The following is a 16,811-nucleotide window of genomic DNA, read 5'->3' as shown; positions in this document are numbered from 1 at the left end:
AGGCCCGATGAGTGATCTTCCCGTCGCCAATGCCGGCGTTGCCAATACCGCCGTTGCCAATGGTGCCGCGGCCAACGCCGCTCCCAACAGCCTGACCGCGCTGCTGGTGCCGCTGGCCGACCGTAACCTGCTGCTGCCCAACGTGGCGGTGGCCGAGCTGATCACCTACCGTGCCCCGCACCCGGTGGACGGCCTGCCTTCCTGGTACCTCGGCCAGGTGGCCTGGCGCGACCTGCGCCTGCCGCTGCTGTCCTTCGAGGCGGCCTCCGACGGCCAGGCCGAAGTCAGCCCCGGCGCGCGGGTGATCGTGGTCAACGCCCTCGGCGGGCGGCCCAACGTGAAGTTCTTCGCCCTGCTGGTGCAGGGCATCCCGCGTTCGGTGAAGGTCGGCAGCGACCTCAAGCGCGCCGACGTGCCGCTGGCGCCGCTGGAGCTGGACGCGGTGGACCTGGGAGACGCCCAGGCGCGCATCCCCGACCTGGCCGCGCTGGAGCAGAAGCTGGCCGACTCCGGCCTGATCTGAGCCCGCCATGACCGCCGGTCTGCGCCTCGCCCAGCTCGGGGGGCAACCCGGCTTCGAGGTCGCCGGCGCCACCCTCGGCGGCCACCGTTTCGAACGCCACAGCCACGACGAATTCGTCATCAGCGCCAACCTGCACGGCGAGGAAAGCGTGTGGCTGGATGGCCGCACCTTCGACGCCGGCCCCGGCGCCATCACCGCCTACAACCCCGGGCAGATTCAGGGCGGCGGCGTCGACGAAGGCCAGCCCTGGCAATTCGTCAGCCTCTACGTTGCGCCAGACCAACTGGCCGCGATGCTGGGACTGCAACGCCTGGAGTTCGAACGCCCCACCGACCGCCTGCCCGTCCTGGCCGCTGCCATGGCCGATGCCGTGGAGCGCGCGCTGGGCGAAGACGCCTTCGTTCGCCTGCACGGAGAGGAACGCCTGACGCTGCTGCTGGCCGAGATCATCCGCGCCATGGGCGTGCGGTTGCCGCAGGAGGCTACCGGGAACGGTGGCCGGATTGCCGACCTGCAGGAGTGGCTGGCCGCCGATCTGGCGCGACAACCCAGCCTCGATGAAATGGCGACTTATCTCGGCCTGTCGCGCTTCCACCTGCTGCGCAGCTTCCAGAAGCAGGTCGGCCTGAGCCCGCGGCAGTGGGCCATGCAACTGCGCACCCGGCGCGCCCAGGCGTTGCTGCGCGCGGGGCTGCCGGCCACCGACGTGGCGCACACACTGGGCTTCGCCGACCAGAGCCACCTGAACCGGCACTTCCGCGCCGCCTATGGCGTCTCGCCGGGAAACTTCCAGCGCGCCCTGCGCTGAGCAATCCGGTTCAAGTGCGGCGGCCTTCGTCCAGGCAGAATCACACCATCGCCATCCTGTTCGAGAGCTGATCCATGACCCTGTTCTTCGCCGCCCTGCTGTTCGGCATCGTCTTCTGCCTGTCCCCCGGCGCGGTGCTCGCCGAAACCCTGCGCCGGGGCCTCAAGGGCGGCTTTCGCCCGGCGCTGCTGGTGCAGTTCGGCTCGCTGATCGGCGACGCGGTGTGGGCGCTGATCGGCCTCACCGGGCTGGCGCTGCTGCTGGGCCACGAGACCTTGCGCCTGCCCCTGACACTGGCCTGCGCGGCCTATCTGGCCTGGCTGGGTGTGCAGAGCCTGCTGGATGCTCGCCAGGTTGGCCTGGCGGAGGAGGGCGATAGCGGCGAGCACAACGCCGGGGCTTTCGCGTCTGGGGCCATGCTGTCGCTGTCGAACCCGAAGAACATCGTCTACTGGGGCGCGCTGGGCGGTGCCATGGCCGGACTGGTGAACGGCGTGCCGTCGCTGGCGGACTCGCTGGTGTTCTTCGCCGGCTTCATGACGGCTTCGGTGCTCTGCTGCTTCCTCTGCGCGGCACTGGTGGACTGGCTGCGGCGCAACGCCTCACCGCGCTGGCACCGGGTCAGCCATGCGTTGTGCGGGTTGGTACTGCTGGTGCTGGCGGGGTTGGCGTTGCGGGGAATCTGATTCGCTCGCGAACCCGCCTAACATCGGCGCCGTCGGTTTACCCTCCCCCAGCCCTCTCCCAGAGGGAGAGGGAGCCGAATGTGCCGGCTGATGGTTAGGTTTCATCTTGCTGAGGACAGTCCCCTCTCCCTCAGGGAGACGGGCTCTTCAAGCGCAGAGGCTCTAGAAATCACCCCAAAGCTGCTGCGCCACGCTCAGCGCAACCACCGGAGCAGTCTCGGTGCGCAGCACCCGCGGCCCCAATCGCGCGGCATGGAATCCGGCGCACTTGGCCTGTTCCACTTCCGCATCGCTCAAGCCGCCTTCCGGGCCGATCAGGAAGGCCAGGCTGGCCGGCTTGTCATGGCTGCTCAGTGGTTCGGCGACTGGGTGCAGCACCAGTTTGAGTTGCGCCTCGCAGCTCGCCAGCCATTCGGCAAGGGTGAGCGGCGCGTTGAGCACCGGCAGCACCGAGCGGCCGCATTGCTCGCAGGCGCTGATCGCTACCTGGCGCCAGTGGGCCATGCGCTTGTCGGCGCGTTCGTCCTTCAGGCGCACTTCGCAGCGTTCGCTGACGATCGGGGTGATTTCGCTGGCGCCCAGTTCGGTGGCCTTCTGGATCGCCCAGTCCATGCGCTCGCCGCGGGACAGGCCCTGGCCCAGGTGCACGCGCAGCGGCGGTTCGGCCTGGCCGGCGAAGACTTCGCGCAGTTCCACGCGGACGTTCTTCTTGCCGACCTCGATCAGTTCGCCCAGGTATTCCTGGCCGGAGCCGTCGAACAGCTGCACGGCGTCGCCGACCGTGTGCCGGAGCACGCGGCCGATGTAGTGGGCCTGGGCTTCGGGCAGTTCGTGCTGGCCGAGGGAGAGCGGGGCGTCAATGAAGAAGCGGGAAAGGCGCATGGCAATGTCGAACTGATGGGGGAAAGCGGCAAGCTTAAAGCTTTCGGCCTGCCGCTTGTAGCCGATCAGCCCGGATCGCGATGCTCGGGGAAGCGTTCGCTGACCGCCACGCTCACGCTGTCGCGGGTGGCAATATCGATGCCTTCGCTGGCGACCTCTGCAAGGAAGTCGATCTGCTCGGGGGTGATGATGTACGGCGGCAGGAAGTACACCACGCTGCCCAATGGGCGCAGCAGCGCGCCGCGCGCAAGACCATGCTGGAAGACCTTCAGGCCGCGGCGCTCCTGCCACGGGTAGGGCGTCTTGCTGGCCTTGTCCTGAACCATCTCTATGGCGAGGATCATGCCGGTCTGGCGGATTTCCGAGACGTGCGGGTGGTCGGCCAGGTGCGCGGTGGCGCTGGCCATTTTTGCGGCGAGGGCCTTGTTGGCCTCGATGACGTTGTCCTGTTCGAAGATGTCCAGGGTCGCCAAGGCGGCGGCGCAGGCCAGCGGGTTGCCGGTGTAGGTGTGCGAGTGGAGGAAGGCGCGCAGGGTGGCGTAGTCGTCGTAGAAGGCCTGGTAGACCGTGTCGGTGGTGAGCACTGCGCTCATCGCCAGGTAGCCGCCGGTCAGCGCCTTCGATAGCACCAGGAAGTCGGGGGTGATGTCGGCCTGTTCGCAGGCGAACATCGTCCCGGTGCGGCCGAAGCCGACGGCGATCTCGTCGTGGATCAGGTGTACGCCGTAGCGGTCGCAGGCCTCGTGCAGCAGCTTGAGGTAGACCGGGTGGTACATGCGCATGCCGCCGGCGCCCTGCACCAGCGGCTCGACGATCACCGCCGCGACTTCTGTATGGTGCTGCTCCAGCGCCTGCTCCATGGCGGCGAACATCGTCCGCGAGTGCTCTTCCCAGCTCACGCCTTCGGGGCGCAGGTAGCAGTCGGGGGTCGGCACCTTGATGGTGTCCATCAGCAGCGACTTGTAGGTCTCGGTGAACAGCGCGACGTCGCCCACCGACATCGCCGCCACGGTTTCGCCGTGGTAGCTGTTGGTCAGGGTGATGAAGCGCTTCTTTTCCGGCTGGCCGAGGTTGTGCCAGTAGTGGTAGCTCATCTTCAGCGCCACTTCGATGCCGGCCGAGCCGCTGTCGGCGTAGAAGACGCGGGAGAAGCCGGCCGGCGCCAGGCGCAGCAGGCGCTCGGACAGCTCGATCACCGGTTGGTGGCTGAAGCCGGCGAGGATCACGTGCTCCAACTGGTCGACCTGGTCCTTGATGCGCTGGTTGATGCGCGGGTTGGCGTGGCCGAAGACATTGACCCACCAGGAGCTGACCGCGTCCATATAGCGTTTGCCTTCGAAATCCTCCAGCCAGATGCCCTCGCCGCGGCGGATCGGGATTACCGGCAGGCGCTCGTGGTCTTTCATCTGGGTACAGGGGTGCCACAGCACCTCGAGATCGCGCTGCATCCACTCGGCGTTCAGGCCCATGGTCTGCTCCTTGAAATGATGGCTCGTCAGACGGTCGACTCGCCCGGATCGGGCAAGCCTATTCAATGCACCTGAGATGAACAAGGATGCGTCCCACGGCACATGTTGCGGGCAGCCGACCAACACGGCTATTCGGCTTTCCGGCGCTCACGTATGCTTCGCGCCTTTGCACCAATTCGGGGAAGTCTGGCGATGAAAATGGGATGGCTGCGCGCTGCCGCGTTGCTTGCTCTGGGGGTGTTCAGCGTAGTGGCGTTGGGCAAGGACAAACAACCGACCGCCATCGTGGTCGGCGGCGGTCTCGCCGGTCTTTCCGCAGCCTACGAGCTGCAGCAGGCGGGCTGGCAGGTCACCCTGCTCGAAGCCAAGCCGCAGGTGGGTGGGCGTTCGGGCCTGGCCACCAGCGAGTGGATCGGCAACAAGAAGGTCCAGCCGACCCTCAACGGCTACCTGGAAACCCTGAAGGTGAATTCGGTGCCGGCACCGGAGTTCGTCCGTACCCCGAGCTACCTGATCGACGGCGTCTACTACACCAGCGCCGACCTGAAGACCAAGATGCCGGCCGTCGCCGCGGACCTCGAGCGCTTCGAGAAGTCCCTGAACGAGCTGTCCGCCTCCATCGACGACCCGCTCAACCCGCTGGCGAACAAGACCCTGTTCGCCCTCGACCAGCTCACCGCCGCGCGCTGGCTGGACAAGCTGAACCTGTCGCCGACCGCGCGCCTGCTGGTCAACCAACGCATTCGTTCGCATTACGACGAACCGTCGCGCCTGTCGCTGCTCTACCTTGCCCAGCAGGGCCGTGTGTACCGCGGCGTCGACGACCGTGATCTGCGCGCGTCGCGTCTGCCCGGCGGCAGCCAGGTGCTGGCCCAGGCCTTCGTCAAGCAGATCAAGACCATCAAGACCAACGCCAAGGTCACCTCGATCAGCCAGGACAAGGATGGCGTGACCGTCAAGGTCGGCCCCACCGGCTATACCGCTGACTACCTGGTGCTGGCCGTACCGCTGCGCGCCCTGGGCAACATCACCCTGACTCCGGGCCTGAACGAGAAGCAGCTGGCGGCCCTCAAGGGCACCAACTACGGCTGGCGCGACCAGATCCTGATGAAGTTCAAGCGCCCGGTGTGGGACGACAAGTCGCGCCTGTCCGGCGAGATCTACAGCGACCAGGGCCTGGGCATGATCTGGGTCGAGCCTGCGACCAAGGGCGGCGCCAACGTGCTGATCAACCTGTCCGGCGACAACGCCCGCGTGATGCAGGCTTTCGGTGACCGCCAGCTCTCCGAGCAGGTGCTGATCCGCATGAACAAGTACTACCCGAAGATGCGCGGCGCCTACGACGGCTACGAAATGCGTCGCTACAGCACCGACGCCGGCACCGGCGGTTCCTACCTGGCCTTCGGCCCGGGCCAGATCAGCCGCTTCTGGCGTGTGTGGGAGACCCCGGTGTCCCGCGTGGCCTTCGCCGGCGAGCACACCGATGCGCTCTATCCGGGCACCATCGAAGGCGCCCTGCGCAGCGGCAAGCGTGCCGCCAGCCAGGTCCGCGACCTCTACGCCGGCAAGACGCCGGTGCTCGAAGGCGCGTCCCTGGTGGCCGACAACAAGCCGGCGGCCAGCGAAAAGCCGGCCGATGCCAAGGGCGAGAAGAAGGGCATCATGTCCTGGCTGCCGTTCTGATCGCACCCGTTCCATCCACAATGCCGGCGAAAGCCGGCATTGTCGTTTCTGGCTCTGGGACGGGTGTTTCAGACCCTGACCTATCTTGTCAGTCGATGTTTCAAAGCAGATTTTTCTGCTTTTCTTCGATGGATTAACCGCTAGTCTTGAATTCCCGTTTTCAAGGAAGTCGATCGATGCAATGGCGTAATTCCCCTGCTCGCTACGGACTGGTCAGCCTGTTCCTGCATTGGGGCAGTGCGCTGGTGATCTTCGGCCTGTTCGGCCTGGGACTGTGGATGCGTGAGCTGGATTACTACGACACGTGGTACCACCGCGCGCCGGAAATCCACAAAAGCATCGGCATCCTCCTGGCCATCGCGCTCATCGTGCGCGTTCTGTGGCGCTTCATCAGCCCGGCGCCGCCGACCCCGGCCAACCACGGCCAGATGACCCGCCTCGCCACCAAGCTCGGCCACCTGGCGCTTTACGCGCTGCTGTTCGCGGTGATCATCGCCGGATACCTGATCTCCACCGCAGAAGGCAAGCCCATCAGCGTATTCGGCTGGTTCGACGTGCCTGCCACCCTGAGCGGCATCACCGGCCAGGCCGATATCGCCGGCGCCATCCACCTTTACCTGGCCTGGACCCTCGTGGTGCTGGCCGTGCTGCACGCCCTGGCGGCGTTCAAACACCATTTCTTCGACCGGGATGCGACGCTCGTGCGCATGCTCGGCCGTGCCGCGAAATAACACCTCACCCCAAAGGGAGATTGCTTCAATGCTGAAGAAGACGTTCGCCGCTCTGGCGCTGGGTACCGCCCTGTTCTCCGCTGGCCAGGCCATGGCCGCAGACTACAAGATCGACAAGGAAGGCCAGCACGCCTTCATCGAGTTCCGCATCAAGCACCTGGGTTACAGCTGGCTGTACGGCCGCTTCGACGACTTCGACGGTGCCTTCACCTTCGACGAGAAGAACCCGTCCGCCGACAAGGTCAAGGTGACCATCAACACCAACAGCGTGAACTCCAACCACGCCGAGCGTGACAAGCACCTGCGCAGCGCGGACTTCCTCAACGTCTCGAAGAACCCGACCGCGACCTTCGAATCCACCGGCGTGAAGGCCGATGGCAAGAATGCCGAGATCACCGGCAACCTGACCCTGAACGGCGTGACGAAGCCGGTCACCATCAAGGCTGAACTGATCGGCCAGGGCGATGACCCGTGGGGCGGCTACCGTGCCGGCTTCCTCGGCAGCACCACCCTCAAGCTGAAGGACTTCAACATCCAGCGCGATCTCGGCCCGGCTTCCCAGGAAGTCGAGCTGACCTTGTCGGTAGAAGGGGTGCGTCAGTAAGACGCAGGATTGCGAAAACGCCGGCTAATGCCGGCGTTTTCGTTTGTGCGGTCAGTCCGCGTGCCCCTGCAGGCACTGCCGCAGGAGCTGGGTGAGGGTGAGTTGTTCCTCGTCGTCCAGCGGCGCGAAGAGACTGTCATGGGTGCGTGCGAGGATGGCCTGGGTGCGCTCGTCGATGCGGCTCCCGGTTTCGGTAAGGAATAGCTGGAAGCTGCGCTGGTCGTCAGGGTTGCGCTCGCGCCGCACCAGGCCCAGTGTCTCCATCTCGCGGATCTTGCGGGTTACCAGCGCCTTGTCGCGGCACATCTTGCGACCGAGGCTCTGCAGGCTCTGGCCGGCATCGGCACCGATCAGTTCGAGCAGGCGGATATCCGGCGGCGTGAGATCGATGCCCTCCGCGCACAGTTGGTCCTGGAGGCTCTCGCGCAAGTGGTCGAGGACCTTCATCAGGGTCTGCGGCAGGTCGGGATTCACGCTGTGGGTCATCGGCTCGGTCACGGTAAGTGTTGTGTAAATCAGGTTGATTGGCTCAACCATTTTTTCGTATTTTAGTTGATGTTATCAACTTTGTACGCCGCCGCGACTGCCTTGCGGGAAACCTACTGCGATATCAGCTTTTGGCTAAAACGTTTCAGTAGGTTTCCCTCAGGGCTTTCGGACGTTTACAAACACCGCTGAATGTAAGTATTTTTGCCAGCTTTTCCGGACCGGCAAGCCCACAGCCAAACCGGATGCTTTGCTCACGAGGACAACGATATGCAACGAAAGCCAGCCATGCGCGCCCTGGTCCCGGCCCTGCTCGTCGCCATGGCCACTCTTGCCGGCTGCGACAAAGCCCAGGCGCCGCAGGAGAAGCAGATCCCCGAGGTCGGTGTAGTGACCCTGCAGCCGCAGGAAGTCACCCTGAGCACCGAACTGCCGGGCCGTACTACCGCGTATCGCATTGCCGAGGTTCGCCCGCAGGTGAACGGCATCATCCTCAAGCGCCTGTTCAAGGAAGGCAGTGACGTCAAGGAAGGCCAGCAGCTGTACCAGATCGACCCGGCCACCTATCAGGCGACGCTGCAGAGCGCCCAGGCCAACCTGGTATCCACCCAGCAGCAGGCCGAGCGCTACAAGGAACTGGTCAAGGACGAGGCAGTGAGCAAGCAGCAGTACGCCGACGCCCAGGCTGCCTACCTGCAGGCCAAGGCCACTGTAGACAGCGCGCAGATCAACGTGCGCTACACCAAGGTCTACTCGCCGATCTCCGGCCGCATCGGCCGCTCCAACGTGACCGAAGGCGCCCTGGTGCAGAACGGCCAGAGCACCGCACTGGCCACCGTGCAGCAACTGGACCCGATCTACGTCGACGTCACCCAGTCCTCCACGTCGCTGATCCGCCTGCGCCGCGAGCTGGCCGCCGGACAGCTGGAGAAGGCCGGCGACAACGCCGCCAAGGTCAAGCTGTACCTGGAAGACGGCTCCGAATACCCCGTCGAGGGCAAGCTGGAGTTCTCCGAGGTCTCGGTTGACCAGGGCACCGGCTCGGTGACCGTGCGCGCCATCTTCCCCAACCCGAACAAGGAGCTGCTGCCGGGCATGTTCGTCCATGCGCAGCTGGAAGAGGGCATCAAGAAGCAGGCCATCCTGGCGCCGCAACAGGGCGTGACCCGTGACTTCCGTGGCATGGCGACCGCACTGGTGCTCAATGCCGAGGACAAGGTCGAGCTGCGCACCATCAAGGCTGACCGCACCGTCGGTGCCTACTGGCTGGTCAGCGATGGCCTGAAAGCCGGCGACCGCCTGATCACCGAAGGCCTGCAGTATGTCCAGCCGGGCGCCCAGGCCAAGGCCGTACCCGCGAAGAACGTGGCGCCCACCGCGGGTGCCGCCGACAAGCCCGCCGCCGCTCAACCGGCCAAGCAGGGTTAATCAAGGGGATTCGTAATGTCGAAGTTTTTCATTGACCGGCCCATCTTCGCCTGGGTGATCGCCCTGGTGATCATGCTGGCGGGCGGTCTGTCGATCCTCAAGTTGCCGGTGAACCAGTACCCGGCCATTGCGCCGCCGGCCATCGCCATTCAGGTGAGCTACCCGGGCGCCTCCGCCGAGACGGTGCAGGACACCGTGGTGCAGGTGATCGAGCAGCAGATGAACGGTCTCGACCATCTGCGCTACATCTCCTCGGAATCCAACTCCGACGGCAGCATGACCATCACCGTGACCTTCGACCAGGGCACCAGCCCTGACATCGCTCAGGTCCAGGTGCAGAACAAGCTGCAGCTGGCCACACCGCTCCTGCCGCAGGAAGTCCAGCAGCAGGGCATCCGCGTGACCAAGGCGGTGAAGAACTTCCTGATGGTGGTGGGCGTCGTCTCCGAAGACGGCAGCATGACCAAGGAAGACCTGTCGAACTACATCGTCTCCAACATCCAGGACCCGCTGTCGCGGACTGCTGGTGTGGGCGACTTCCAGGTGTTCGGTTCGCAGTACGCCATGCGCATCTGGCTCGACCCGGCGAAGCTCAACAGCTTCCAGATGACGCCGGGCGACGTGAAGACGGCGATCCAGGCGCAGAACGTGCAGATCTCCTCCGGCCAGCTGGGCGGCCTGCCGGCGGTGAAGGGGCAGCAGCTCAACGCCACCATCATTGGCAAGACCCGCCTGCAGAGCGCCGAGCAGTTCAAGGACATCCTGCTCAGGGTCAACGCCGACGGCTCCCAGGTTCGCCTGAAGGACGTCGCCGACGTCGCCCTGGGTGGCCAGGACTACAGCATCAACGCCCAGTTCAACGGCAAGCCGGCCTCGGGTATTGCGATCAAGCTGGCCACCGGCGCCAACGCGCTGGACACCGCCAAGTCGATCCGCGCGACCCTGAGTACCCTGGAGCCGTTCTTCCCGCAGGGCATGAAGATCGTCTACCCGTACGACACCACCCCGGTGGTCTCCGCCTCCATCCATGAGGTGGTGAAGACCCTGGGCGAAGCGATCCTGCTGGTGTTCCTGGTGATGTACCTGTTCCTGCAGAACTTCCGCGCCACGCTGATCCCGACGATTGCCGTGCCGGTGGTGCTGTTGGGCACCTTTGGCGTACTCGCCGCCTTCGGCTTCTCGATCAACACCCTGACGATGTTCGGCATGGTGCTGGCGATCGGCCTGTTGGTGGACGACGCCATCGTGGTGGTGGAAAACGTCGAGCGGGTGATGGCCGAGGAAGGCCTGTCACCCAGGGAAGCCGCGCGCAAATCCATGGGCCAGATCCAGGGCGCGCTGGTGGGTATCGCCCTGGTGCTCTCGGCGGTGTTCCTGCCGATGGCCTTCTTCGGCGGCTCCACCGGGGTGATCTACCGCCAGTTCTCCATCACCATCGTCTCGGCCATGGCCCTGTCGGTGCTGGTGGCCCTGGTGCTGACCCCGGCGCTCTGCGCCACCATGCTCAAACCCATCGAGAAGGGCGACCACGGCGAACACAAGCGCGGCTTCTTCGGTTGGTTCAACCGTGCGTTCCTCTCCACCACCCACGGCTACGAGCGCGGTGTCACCTCGATCCTCAAGCACCGCGTGCCGTACCTGCTGATGTACGTGCTGATCCTCGGCGGCATGATCTACCTGTTCACCCGCATCCCGACCGCGTTCCTCCCCGACGAGGACCAGGGCGTGCTGTTCGCCCAGGTGCAGACCCCGGCTGGTTCGTCCGCCGAGCGCACCCAGGTGGTGGTGGACTCCATGCGTGAGTATCTGCTGGACAAGGAAAGCAGCTCGGTGGCCTCGGTGTTCACCGTGACCGGCTTCAACTTCGCCGGCCGCGGCCAGAGCTCGGGCATGGCGTTCATCATGCTCAAGCCCTGGGAAGAGCGTCCTGGTGCGGAGAACAGCGTGTTCGCGCTGGCCCAGCGTGCGCAGATGCACTTCTTCAGCTTCAAGGACGCGATGGTGTTCGCCTTCGCCCCGCCGGCGGTACTCGAACTGGGTAACGCCGTGGGCTTTGACATCTTCCTCCAGGACCAGGCCGGCGTCGGCCACGAAGTGCTGATGCAGGCGCGCAACCAGTTCCTCGGCCTGGCCGCGCAGAACCCGGTATTGCAGCGCGTGCGTCCCAACGGCCTGAACGACGAACCGCAGTACAAGCTGCTGATCGACGACGAGAAGGCCAGTGCGCTGGGTATCTCGCTGGCGGACATCAACAGCACCCTCTCCATCGCCTGGGGCTCGAACTACGTCAACGACTTCATCGACCGCGGTCGGGTGAAGAAGGTCTACCTGCAAGGCCGGCCGAATGCGCGGATGAGCCCGGAAGACCTGGACAAGTGGTACGTGCGCAACAGCGCCGGCGAGATGGTGCCGTTCAGTGCCTTCGCTACCGGCGAGTGGAGCTATGGCTCGCCGAAGCTGGCGCGCTACAACGGCGTGCCGGCCATGGAAGTCCTCGGTGAACCGGCCCCGGGCCGCTCCACCGGTGAGGCCATGGCGGCGGTCGAGGACATCGTCAAGCAACTGCCCAAGGGCGTCGGCTATGCCTGGACCGGTCTGTCCTACGAGGAGCGCCTGTCCGGTTCGCAGGCCCCCGCCCTCTATGCCCTGTCGCTGATCGTGGTGTTCCTCTGCCTGGCGGCGCTGTACGAGAGCTGGTCGATCCCGTTCTCGGTGATGCTGGTGGTGCCGCTTGGCGTCATCGGTGCGCTGCTGGCGACCTCCATGCGCGGCCTGTCCAACGACGTGTTCTTCCAGGTGGGGCTGTTGACGACCATCGGCTTGTCGGCGAAGAACGCGATTCTGATCGTCGAATTCGCCAAGGAACTGCACGAGCAGGGCAAGGGCATCGTCGAGGCGGCCATCGAGGCGTGCCGGATGCGTCTGCGCCCGATCATCATGACCTCCCTGGCCTTCGTCCTGGGCGTGCTGCCGCTGGCGATTTCCACCGGCGCAGGCTCGGGCAGCCAGCACGCGATCGGTACCGGCGTGATCGGCGGCATGGTCACCGCGACCGTCCTCGCGATCTTCTGGGTGCCGTTGTTCTATGTGGTGGTCAGTACCCTGTTCAAGGACCCGGCGTCCAAGGAGCAGGAATCCACCGAGAAGGGGCATTGATATGAGAAAGTCCTTACTGTCCCTCGCGATAGCAGCCGGCGTGTTGTCCGGCTGCTCGCTGATCCCCGACTACGAGCGCCCCGAGGCGCCCGTGGCCGCGGCCTATCCGCAGGGCGAAGCCTACGATGCGGGGCAGCCGGCCACGGCCGGTGCCGACATCGGCTGGCGCGAGTTCTTCAAGGACCCGCAACTGCAGCGACTGGTCGAAGTGTCGCTGGAAAACAACCGCGACCTGCGCGTCGCCGCGCTGAACATCGAAGCTTACCGGGCGCAGTACCGCATCCAGCGGGCCGACCTGTTCCCGGCGGTGGACGCCAGCATCACCGGCTCCCGCCAGCGCCTGCCGGCCGACCTGTCGACCACTGGTAGCTCGATGATCAGCAGCCAGTACGGCGCGACCCTGGGCGTTACCTCCTGGGAGCTCGACCTGTTCGGCCGCCTGCGTGCCCTGCGTGACCAGGCGCTGGAAACCTACTTCGCCAGCGAAGAGGCCCGTCGCAGCACCCAGACCAGCCTGGTGGCCAACGTCGCCAACGCCTACCTGACGCTGCGCGCCGACCAGGCCCAACTGGAGCTGACCCGCAACACCCTGGCTACCTACCAGAAGAGCTACGACCTGACCAAACGCAGCTACGAAGTCGGTGTCGCCTCTGCCCTGGACCTGCGCCAGTCGCAGACCTCGGTGGAAAGCGCGCGGGCTACCCTGGCGCAGTACACCCGTCTCGTCGCACAGGACCAGAACGCGTTGGTCCTGCTGCTGGGCTCCGGCCTGCCGGGCGATCTGCCCCAGGGCCGCCAGCTGTCCGACGAGCTGCTGGCCACGGTGCCGGCGGGCCTGCCTTCCGATCTGCTGCAGCGCCGCCCGGACATCCTCCAGGCGGAGCACCAGCTCAAGGCGGCCAACGCCAACATTGGCGCGGCGCGGGCGGCGTTCTTCCCGAACATCAGCCTGACCGCCAACGCCGGCAGCCTCAGCCCGGACCTGTCCGGTCTGTTCGACGGCGGCTCCGGCAGCTGGCTGTTCAAGCCTTCGATCACCTTGCCGATCTTCAACGCCGGCAGCCTGCAGGCGAGCCTGGACCTGGCCAAGGTGCAGAAGGACATCAACGTGGCGCAGTATGAGAAAGCCATCCAGACGGCCTTCTCCGAGGTTGCCGACGGCCTCGCCGCACGCGGTACCTTCAATGAGCAGCTGCAGGCGCAGCGCTCGCTGGTGGACGCCACCAGCGAGTACTACCGCCTGGCCGACAAGCGCTACCGCACCGGTGTGGATAACTACCTCACCGTGCTCGATGCGCAGCGCTCGCTGTTCAGTGCCCAGCAGCAGCTGATCACCGACCGCCTCAACCAGCTGACCAGCGAGGTCAACCTGTACAAGGCCCTCGGCGGCGGCTGGCAGGCGACGGCGGCGCAAGCCAAGCCGATCTCCAGCGAGGCGCCCAAGGGCTGATCCTCTTCGGTTGGAAACAACAACGCCGCCCCTCGGGGCGGCGTTTTCGTTGGTGCGCCGTGTTGGCGGCGGATAACGCCTTAGGCGTTATGCGCCCTACGGGTTGCCTCGATGCTCGCGAACCTGCGGACTACAGCATCGCGCTGCGTCCGGCCGGCTGGATCTGGTTGTCGGCCAGCCAGTCCAGCGCGCATTCGCGCAGGCGTTCTCCCTGGTAGACGTACCAGGCCTGTAGCAGCTCGGGGTAACCCATCAGCACATGGCGGAAAGCCTTGAACGGCTTGCGCCCCTCGATGGCGTTGGCGAGGGCGGAATAGGCGTGGGGTTCGGACACTTCGCGCAGGAAGTCGCGCATCAGGTCCAGCGACTGGCCGCTGCTCAGCGGGTCGATGGGCAGTAGGCGTTCCGGCTCGCGGTGCAGCAGCTCGGCCAACTCCGGGTCGGGGTCTTCTTCGGGAATCAGCAGCACCTGGCCACTGAACAGGTCGAGGTAGTGATCGATACCCTGGGTGTCGAGCGCGAAGGCCAGTTCGTCGAGGTCGATGGTCAGCGGGCGCATGGTCACTCTCCCTATATGGCGAGTGACCGATCCTACGCCATGCGCATGACAACTGTCCTGCCGTTGTCGGCCGGTGCGGGTGCACCGACCGATACGTGCCTCACAGGCGGAAGCGGCCCACCTGCAGTTGCAGCTCGTTGCCCAGGCGCGCCAGTTCGGTACTGGAGCTGGCGGTCTGCTCGCTGGCGGCGGCGGACTGGTCGGCGATCTCGCGCACCTGCACCACGCTGCGGTTGATCTCCTCGGCGACGCTGCTCTGCTCCTCGGCGGCGGAGGCGATCTGCAGGTTCATGCCCTGGATGTCGGCCACGGTGCGGGCGATCACGCCCAACGCCTCACCGGCGCGGCGGGTCAGCTCCACCGAGCTGCCGGTCAGGCGGCGGCTGTCATCCATGCGCGTTACCGCTTCCTGGGCGCCGCGTTGCAGGCCGGCAATCAGGCCCTCGATCTCGGCGGTGGAAGACTGGGTACGCTGGGCCAGGCCGCGCACCTCGTCGGCGACCACGGCAAACCCGCGCCCGGCCTCGCCGGCACGGGCGGCCTCGATGGCGGCGTTGAGTGCCAGCAGGTTGGTCTGCTCGGCCACCGACTTGATCACGTCGAGCACGCTGCCGATTTTCTCGCTTTCCTTGCGCAGCAGTTCCATGGCCTCGGCGGAGCGATCCACCTCGGTGGCCAGGCGGTCGATCTGGTTCACCGCGTCCTGCACCACCTGATCGCCCTGGCGGGCCTGCTGGTCGGCCAGCTGGGCAGCGGCGGACGCCTGCTCGGCGTTGCGCGCGACTTCCTGCACGGTAGCGGCCATTTCATGGATGGCGCTGGCGACCTGCTCGGTCTCCACGCGCTGGCTGTTCACTCCGGCGCGGGTCTGCTCGGTGACGGCGGAGAGTTCGTCGGCGGCGGTGGCCAGCTGGCTGACGCTGCCGCCGATGTGGCCGAGCAGCTGCGACAGACTCTCGCGCATGCGCAGCATCACTCGCTGCAACTGGCCCAACTCGTCGCTGCGCTGCAGGTTGAGATCGCGCGACAGGCCCTGCGAGAGGTCGCCCTGGGCGATGCGCTCGGCCAGCTCCAGGGCCTCGTGCAGCGGGCGGACGATCTGGCGGTTGATGGCCCAGCCGGACAGCATGCCGAAGGCGAGCGCCAGAATGGCGATGAGAATCTGCCGGGCCTTGGCGGCGGCAGTTTCCGCCTCGTTGCGTTTCAGGGTGTCGTCGTAGAGGCGGTCGCTGGCCGCCAGCAGCGCTTCGCTCGCGCCGTTCAGGCCCTTGCGCGCCTGGACGGTAGCGTTCACGCCATCGCAGAAGTGCTCGATGCCGCTGCGGTAGTTCTGCAGGTCCTTCAGCGCAGAGCTCAGGCCGTCGGCGGCGCTGGCCGGCAGTTGGTTCTGCAGGGCTGCGCCGCTGTCGCGCAGTTTGTCGAAGGCGGCAAAGGCAGCCTGTTCGGCACTGGCGGATTGTTCGAAGACATAGCCACGCACCTGGTAGCGCACCACCAGCAATTGCTGATGCAGCTGGCCAACGGCCTGGGCGCTGTGCAGCAGTTGGGCATCACCGGGCTGTTCGGCGAGCAGGTCGAAGAGTTGCTTGTCCAGTGCCTCGAAGGCCTGCAGGGCGCTCTGCGCGCTGCCCACCAGAGTGCTGCGGGCCTGGGTGCGCTGGTCCACCGCGCGGGTGAGGGCGCTGAAGGCTTCGCGGTATTGACTGACTGCCTGGCGCGCGGCCTCCAGCTGGCGGGCATCGATGTCGCTGCCCTTCAGGCGCTGCTCGATCAGCTCCAGCATCTTCGTGCTGTGCTGCTCGACCTTCTCGGCCTGGCTGCGGTCACCGCCCAGCTCGAATTGCAGGCGCGCGAGGTTGGCCTGCTGGCTGAGGTCGTTGAGCTCGGTGATGGTCGCCATCTGCTCGCCGCGCCCGGCCTGGTTGTCCAGGCTGTGCAGGCCGCTGAGCAGCACCAGCAAGGTCAGGAAGAGAAGGATGCCGAAGCCCACCACCAGCTTCAGGCTGACGTTCAGGCGTCCCAGCTGTACTACTAGCCAATCGTACATGTCGAATACTCCAGGCAGGCGTCGCCACGGGATCGACGGCCCGTGGCGGGCAACAACGAAAGATCGGAGGCGAGGGCAGTTGTCTGGACGCATCTTCGTGCGTCAGAGGCTATCGGCGGGAGTTTGAGAAACTGAAGGCGGTTTTTTGCCGCGTGCGCCTGGACTGTTTGTAGGAGCGCGCCATGCGCGCGATCGCGGGCATGGCCCGCTTGTATGGCGTTAGGGTAGGAACCTGTCGGGGGTGGAGGGACAAGACCCGCTTCTGCAAGCCAGACGGTAGGAGACTTCCCCCACCCACG

General features: G+C 65.8%; 14 protein-coding genes and 1 pseudogene. 9 read left to right on the top strand and 6 right to left on the bottom strand.

The genetic code is table 11. The features are described 5' to 3' along the window. Positions 1-7 precede the first annotated feature (7 nt). From IB274_RS12025 to IB274_RS12015, 3 genes are all read left to right on the top strand, one after another. Positions 8-523 (top strand): chemotaxis protein CheW, encoded by a 516-nt coding sequence (locus IB274_RS12025; RefSeq protein ID WP_225614838.1) that lies wholly within the window; start codon positions 8-10, stop codon positions 521-523. Between the two features lie 7 nt (positions 524-530). Next, the gene (locus IB274_RS12020; RefSeq protein WP_192432192.1) at positions 531-1,331 is read left to right on the top strand and encodes an AraC family transcriptional regulator; all 801 of its coding nucleotides are present in this window, start codon (positions 531-533) and stop codon (positions 1,329-1,331) included. Positions 1,332-1,405: 74 nt separating this feature from the next. After that, on the top strand, positions 1,406-2,017 hold the full coding sequence (locus IB274_RS12015; RefSeq protein ID WP_192432190.1) for a LysE family transporter: 612 nt from the start codon (positions 1,406-1,408) through the stop codon (positions 2,015-2,017). 162 nt (positions 2,018-2,179) lie between these two features. Here the strand turns inward: IB274_RS12015 and IB274_RS12010 are convergent, their stop codons facing one another. Both IB274_RS12010 and IB274_RS12005 read right to left on the bottom strand, forming a co-directional pair. Then, positions 2,180-2,899: a 16S rRNA (uracil(1498)-N(3))-methyltransferase gene (locus IB274_RS12010; protein WP_192432188.1), complete on the bottom strand. Its 720-nt coding sequence runs from the start codon at positions 2,897-2,899 to the stop codon at positions 2,180-2,182. A 65-nt stretch (positions 2,900-2,964) separates the two neighbouring features. Next, complete coding sequence (locus IB274_RS12005; RefSeq protein ID WP_192432186.1) at positions 2,965-4,368, bottom strand: adenosylmethionine--8-amino-7-oxononanoate transaminase; 1,404 nt, start codon at positions 4,366-4,368, stop codon at positions 2,965-2,967. Between the two features lie 192 nt (positions 4,369-4,560). Between IB274_RS12005 and IB274_RS12000 the strand changes: the two genes are divergently transcribed. The 3 genes from IB274_RS12000 (at position 4,561) to IB274_RS11990 (ending at position 7,386) form a co-directional block, all read left to right on the top strand. After that, on the top strand, positions 4,561-6,051 hold the full coding sequence (locus IB274_RS12000) for a flavin monoamine oxidase family protein (RefSeq protein ID WP_192432185.1): 1,491 nt from the start codon (positions 4,561-4,563) through the stop codon (positions 6,049-6,051). Positions 6,052-6,227: 176 nt separating this feature from the next. Further along, positions 6,228-6,782, top strand: coding sequence for a cytochrome b (locus IB274_RS11995; RefSeq protein ID WP_192432183.1), 555 nt, complete (start codon positions 6,228-6,230; stop codon positions 6,780-6,782). Positions 6,783-6,810: 28 nt separating this feature from the next. Continuing rightward, on the top strand, positions 6,811-7,386 hold the full coding sequence (locus IB274_RS11990) for a YceI family protein (RefSeq protein ID WP_192432181.1): 576 nt from the start codon (positions 6,811-6,813) through the stop codon (positions 7,384-7,386). Between the two features lie 51 nt (positions 7,387-7,437). Here the strand turns inward: IB274_RS11990 and IB274_RS11985 are convergent, their stop codons facing one another. After that, a complete protein-coding gene (locus tag IB274_RS11985) occupies positions 7,438-7,872 on the bottom strand; it encodes a MarR family winged helix-turn-helix transcriptional regulator (RefSeq protein ID WP_192432486.1) in 435 nt (144 codons plus the stop codon). Positions 7,873-8,142: 270 nt separating this feature from the next. Here IB274_RS11985 and mexA point away from each other — a divergent pair, with 270 nt between their 5' ends. From mexA to IB274_RS11970, 3 genes are read left to right on the top strand one after another with little or no spacing between them, the layout of a single operon-like run. Continuing rightward, positions 8,143-9,300, top strand: coding sequence for a multidrug efflux RND transporter periplasmic adaptor subunit MexA (mexA, locus tag IB274_RS11980; RefSeq protein ID WP_192432179.1), 1,158 nt, complete (start codon positions 8,143-8,145; stop codon positions 9,298-9,300). A 15-nt stretch (positions 9,301-9,315) separates the two neighbouring features. Then, positions 9,316-12,456, top strand: a complete 3,141-nt coding sequence (locus IB274_RS11975) for an efflux RND transporter permease subunit (RefSeq protein ID WP_192432177.1) — start codon at positions 9,316-9,318, stop codon at positions 12,454-12,456. A gap of 1 nt (position 12,457) precedes the next feature. Then, complete coding sequence (locus IB274_RS11970; protein ID WP_192432175.1) at positions 12,458-13,906, top strand: AdeC/AdeK/OprM family multidrug efflux complex outer membrane factor; 1,449 nt, start codon at positions 12,458-12,460, stop codon at positions 13,904-13,906. 130 nt (positions 13,907-14,036) lie between these two features. Here IB274_RS11970 and IB274_RS11965 read toward each other — a convergent pair whose 3' ends face one another. From IB274_RS11965 to IB274_RS30115, 3 genes and pseudogenes are all read right to left on the bottom strand, one after another. Beyond that, positions 14,037-14,465 (bottom strand): UPF0158 family protein, encoded by a 429-nt coding sequence (locus tag IB274_RS11965; protein ID WP_192432173.1) that lies wholly within the window; start codon positions 14,463-14,465, stop codon positions 14,037-14,039. A 100-nt stretch (positions 14,466-14,565) separates the two neighbouring features. Continuing rightward, positions 14,566-15,270: a methyl-accepting chemotaxis protein gene (locus tag IB274_RS30120; protein ID WP_412548422.1), complete on the bottom strand. Its 705-nt coding sequence runs from the start codon at positions 15,268-15,270 to the stop codon at positions 14,566-14,568. A gap of 153 nt (positions 15,271-15,423) precedes the next feature. Beyond that, positions 15,424-16,512: pseudogene (locus tag IB274_RS30115) on the bottom strand (methyl-accepting chemotaxis protein); the annotation flags it as partial. Positions 16,513-16,811: the final 299 nt, after the last annotated feature.

The sequence above is a fragment of the Pseudomonas sp. PDM18 genome (assembly GCF_014852585.1).
Classification (GTDB): domain Bacteria; phylum Pseudomonadota; class Gammaproteobacteria; order Pseudomonadales; family Pseudomonadaceae; genus Pseudomonas.
The sequence above is the reverse complement of the archived record's forward strand: the minus strand, read 5'-3'. Positions and strand labels throughout refer to the sequence as shown.

Coding starts and splice junctions, on each gene's coding strand:
- IB274_RS11995 (WP_192432183.1), top strand. CDS start 6,228: ATGCAATGGCGTAATTCCCCTGCTCGCTACGGACTGGTCAGCCTGTTC.
- IB274_RS12010 (WP_192432188.1), bottom strand. CDS start 2,899: ATGCGCCTTTCCCGCTTCTTCATTGACGCCCCGCTCTCCCTCGGCCAG.
- IB274_RS12000 (WP_192432185.1), top strand. CDS start 4,561: ATGAAAATGGGATGGCTGCGCGCTGCCGCGTTGCTTGCTCTGGGGGTG.
- mexA (WP_192432179.1), top strand. CDS start 8,143: ATGCAACGAAAGCCAGCCATGCGCGCCCTGGTCCCGGCCCTGCTCGTC.
- IB274_RS12025 (WP_225614838.1), top strand. CDS start 8: ATGAGTGATCTTCCCGTCGCCAATGCCGGCGTTGCCAATACCGCCGTT.
- IB274_RS11970 (WP_192432175.1), top strand. CDS start 12,458: ATGAGAAAGTCCTTACTGTCCCTCGCGATAGCAGCCGGCGTGTTGTCC.
- IB274_RS11975 (WP_192432177.1), top strand. CDS start 9,316: ATGTCGAAGTTTTTCATTGACCGGCCCATCTTCGCCTGGGTGATCGCC.
- IB274_RS12005 (WP_192432186.1), bottom strand. CDS start 4,368: ATGGGCCTGAACGCCGAGTGGATGCAGCGCGATCTCGAGGTGCTGTGG.
- IB274_RS12015 (WP_192432190.1), top strand. CDS start 1,406: ATGACCCTGTTCTTCGCCGCCCTGCTGTTCGGCATCGTCTTCTGCCTG.
- IB274_RS30120 (WP_412548422.1), bottom strand. CDS start 15,270: ATGGCCGCTACCGTGCAGGAAGTCGCGCGCAACGCCGAGCAGGCGTCC.
- IB274_RS12020 (WP_192432192.1), top strand. CDS start 531: ATGACCGCCGGTCTGCGCCTCGCCCAGCTCGGGGGGCAACCCGGCTTC.
- IB274_RS11985 (WP_192432486.1), bottom strand. CDS start 7,872: ATGACCCACAGCGTGAATCCCGACCTGCCGCAGACCCTGATGAAGGTC.
- IB274_RS11965 (WP_192432173.1), bottom strand. CDS start 14,465: ATGCGCCCGCTGACCATCGACCTCGACGAACTGGCCTTCGCGCTCGAC.
- IB274_RS11990 (WP_192432181.1), top strand. CDS start 6,811: ATGCTGAAGAAGACGTTCGCCGCTCTGGCGCTGGGTACCGCCCTGTTC.